Annotated in this window: 2 protein-coding genes; both read right to left on the reverse strand. The window is 74.7% G+C overall.

All coding sequences use genetic code 11. From position 1 onward, the window contains the following. On the reverse strand, positions 1–1,659 hold a 1,659-nt coding region (locus OERS_RS20285; RefSeq protein WP_083201638.1), incomplete at its 3' end, for an FAD-binding dehydrogenase. An 89-nt stretch (positions 1,660–1,748) separates the two neighbouring features. After that, the coding region (glgX, locus tag OERS_RS20290) for a glycogen debranching protein GlgX (RefSeq protein ID WP_068627780.1) at positions 1,749–4,155 on the reverse strand (2,407 nt) is incomplete at its 5' end.

Raw genomic sequence — 4,155 nt, forward strand, 5'->3', positions numbered from 1 at the left:
CCTGTACGCCGCGGCCTCGCCCGCGGCGTACAGGCCCTCGAACACCGAGCCGTCAGGGCGCAGCACGCGACCGTCGGTGTCGGTGTGCAGGCCGCCGAGCGTCTTGCGGGTCAGGACCGAGAGCCGCACGGCGAGCATGGGCCCGTCCTTGGGCGTCGTGAGCGGGCGCGGCGGGGAGACGCGGATGACCCGGTCCACGAAGAACTTGCGGGCCATCGCGGTCGCGACGACCTGGTGGTCCTTGCCGAGGCCCGAGCGCACCTGGTCGTCGCGCAGCCGGACCAGCCGCTCGAGCTCGACCGCGTCGATGTGCCCCTGCGAGCCGGGGGTCGCGTCGGTCAGGGCGTTCATCCCGGCGGCGAGCTCGGTCGGGTTCGCGCCCCACACGAACTCGGGGGACTCGGCCGCGAACCGGGCGACCGGCCCGACCGCCCCGGGCAGCACCCGCTGGGCCAGCAGCCGCACGCTCCGGCCGGTCAGGTCGGGGTTCTGCTCCGAGCCCGACAGCGCGAACTCGCTCTCCATGATGGCCTTGTTGAGCACGAACCAGGAGTGGTCGTCGGCGCGGCCCGTGACGTGCTGGAGCGAGCCCAGCGCGTCGAACCCGGGGAACAGCGGGGCGGGCAACCGGTGACCGTGCGCGTCGACCCACAGCGACGAGGGTCCGGGCAGGATGCGGATGCCGTGGTGGGTCCACACGGGCGAGTGGTTCGCGATGCCCTCGGGGTAGTGCCACATGCGGTCCTCGTGGACCAGGGCCGCGCCGGCGTCACGCGTGACGCCGAGCATGAGCCCGTCGGTCGAGTCGGGGACGCCCGAGAGCATGCGCTCGGGCAGGACGCCCGCACCCGCGGGCCAGTTGGCGCGGACCAGGTCGTGATTCGCGCCGATCCCCCCGGAGGAGACGACGACGGCGCTCGCCGACAGCTCGACCTCGCCCACGACGTCGCGCACCGAGGGCACGCCGCGCTCGACCGGGTCGTCGGCCAGGATCTCGGCCCGGACCCCGGTGACGGCGCCGTCGGTCACCACGAGCTCGGTCACGCGGTGCCGGAAGCGGATGTCGAGCAGCCCGGCCTCCCTGGCGTCGAGGGCCGCGCGGACGAAGGGCTCGAGGATGCCCGGACCGGTGCCCCACGTGACGTGGAACCGCGGCACGCTGTTACCGTGCCCGCCCGCGGGGTAGCCGCCGCGCTCGGCCCACTGGACGAGCGGGAACCAGCGCACGCCCTTGCCGTGCAGCCACGAGCGCATGTCCCCCGCGGCGAAGTCCACGAAACCCCGGGCCCAGGCGTAGCCCCAGCGGTCCGGCCCCGTGCCCTCCGCGGCCCCCGGCGCGAACTGCGCCGAGCCGAGCCAGTCGTCGAGGGCGAGCTCGGGGGTGTCCTTGACCCCCATGCGGCGCTGCTCGGGCGAGTCGACCAGGAACAGCCCGCCGAAGGACCAGAAGGCCTGCCCGCCCAGGCTCGCGGCGGGCTCCTGGTCGAGGAGGATCACGTGCCTGCCCGCCGCGGTGAGCTCGGTCGCGGCGACCAGCCCGGACAGGCCCGCGCCGACGACGATGACCTCGGCGGAGTCGGTCGCTCCGGGACTGGGAGCGCTCCCGGGGGCGGGACGCGGTGCGGTCGGGTCGGGGATGCTGACGTCGTTGTCACTCATGCGCAGAGACTAGACCCCGCGCCCGGTCGCGAGGTAGAGGCCAGGCGTCGAGGTAGTGGTCCCAGGACCTCTACCTCGACGCCAGCCCTCTACCTCGGTGGCCTCAGGGGGCGCTCGGCCGAGACGTAGACCTGCATGCTGAGGGGCTCGAGCAGGACGGACGGGGAGTCGGCAGGGTCGGCCTGGTCGGCCTGGTCGGCCGGAGCCCGGTCGGCGGAGGCCGTGCCCTCGCCGCCCTCGCCGCCCTCGCCGCCCTCGCCGTCCTCGCCGCCCTCGCCGTCCTCGCCGCCCCCGCCGTCCTCGAGGCCATCGGCCCCGTGCTCGCCCTCGGTCGGGTGCTCCCAGTCGGAGTCCCACGCGAGCTCCCAGGCGCATCCCGCTGCCCCGTCCTCGCCCCGACCCGGGACCGCGGCCGGCGTGACCTCGACCGTGTCGAGCGCCCCGTTGACCACGAGGAGCACGTCCTTGTCCCCCTCGCCCGGGCCCGTGCGCAGCATCTGCAGGACCCGGAAGCCGGGGTCGTGCCAGGCGTCGTGGTCGAGGGGGCGCCCTGCCGCGTCGAACCAGGCGAGGTCCGGCACGGCGTCCTCGGCGGCATGCCGCGGCCTGCCGTGGAAGAACGCGTCGCTGCGCAGCGCGGCGTGCTCTCGGCGCAGCGCCAGCAGGTGGGTCGTGGTCGCGAGCAGGTCCTTGCGCCAGGGCGACAGGTCCCAGCTCACCCAGGACAGCGGCCCGTCCTGGCAGTAGGCGTTGTTGTTGCCCCGCTGGGTGCGGCCCATCTCGTCGCCCGCCGTGAGCATGGGCGTGCCGGCTGCCAGGATCTGCGTGGCCATGAGGTTGCGGATCGAGCGTCGCCGCAGGGGAGCGATCACGAGCCCGGGTTCGAAGCCCTCGTGCTCGAGCCCTCGGATCGTGGCGTCCTCGTCCGACAGCCGCCCCTCGATGCCGTGGTTCCAGGACCGGTTGTCGTCGCTGCCGTCCCGGTTGCCCTCGCCGTTGGCCTCGTTGTGCTTGTGCTCGTAGGCGACGAGGTCGGCGAGCGTGAAGCCGTCGTGGGCCGTCACGAAGTTGATCGATGCGACCGGTCCGCGCATCAGCGGCGGGTCGCTGTGCCCGAACAGGTCCGCGGACCCTGCCAGGCGGGTCGCGAGCTCGCGCACGCCCTGGCCGAGGCGCCCGTGCGAGGCCTCGCGGGGGTCGGCGAGCCAGAACTGGCGCACGGCCCCGCGGAAGCGGTCGTTCCACTCGGCCAGGGGAGCCGGGAACTGCCCGGTCCGCCAGCCGCCCGGGCCCACGTCCCACGGCTCGGCGATCAGCTTGAGCCCGTTCAGCACGGGGTCGGTCTGGAGCGCGACGAGGAACGGGTGGTCGGGATCGAACCCACCGGGCCCCCGGCCCAGGGTCACCGCGAGGTCGAACCGGAAGCCGTCGACCCCGATCTCCTGCGCCCAGTACCGCAACGAGTCGAGCGTCGCCTGCACCACGCGGGCGCGCCGGAAGTCGAGGCTGTTGCCCGTCCCGGTGACGTCCGCCAGCCGGGCGGGCGTCGCGCCGTCGTGCAGGTAGTGGACGGGATTGTCGAGGCCGCGCCACGACAGGTGAGGCCCGTCGACCCCGCCCTCGCACGTGTGGTTGTGCACCACGTCGAGCACGACCTCGATCCCGGCCTCGTGCAGCAGGTGGACCATGCCGCGGACCTCGTCGACCACGGCCCCCGGCCCGGCCTCCTGCGCGGCGCGCGTCGCGTAGGGCGCGTGCGGCGCGAAGAACCCTGCGGTCGAGTAGCCCCAGTAGTTGGTGAGGCCCTGGGCCACGAGGTGCGGCTCGGACAGGAACGCGTGGATCGGCAGGAGCTCGATCGTCGTGACACCCAGGTCCTTGAGGTGCGCGATCGTGGCGGGGTGCGCGAGCCCCGCGTAGGTGCCGCGCAGGGGCTCGGGCACGGCCTCGAGCTGCATGGTCAGGCCGCGCACGTGCGCCTCGTACAGCACGGTGTCGGCCCAGGGGACCTGCGGGCGGCGCACGGGCGGGTGGTTCGTGCGCGGGGCCACGACGACCGAGTGCGGCACGTGGGTCGCGGAGTCGCGCAGGTCGGCCGGGCCCTCCGGGTCGCCGACGAGCACGCCCGACGCGTCGCGCTCGGTCACGTGCCCGCGCGTCGAGGGGTCCTCGTCGAGCTCGCCCACGAGCCCGCGCGCGTACGGGTCGAGGAGCAGCTTCGCGGGGTTGTACCGGAGCCCGGCCGCAGGGTCCCAGGGGCCGTGCGCGCGGAAGCCGTAGCGCTGGCCCTCGCGCACCCCGGGCACACGGGCGTGCCAGACGCCGTAGCTCGGCCCGTCGAGCGAGACGCGCCTCTCGTGGATCTCGCCGTCGGGGGAGACGTCGAGCAGGCACAGGTCGACGGCGCTCGCGTGCGACGCGAGCACGGCCACGTCGACGCCGTCTCCGGCGAGGTGGACGCCGAGCGGCGGGACCGGGCCGTGCGAGGGGCGGGGG

The sequence above is a fragment of the Oerskovia enterophila genome (assembly GCF_001692445.1).
Classification (GTDB): domain Bacteria; phylum Actinomycetota; class Actinomycetes; order Actinomycetales; family Cellulomonadaceae; genus Oerskovia; species Oerskovia enterophila.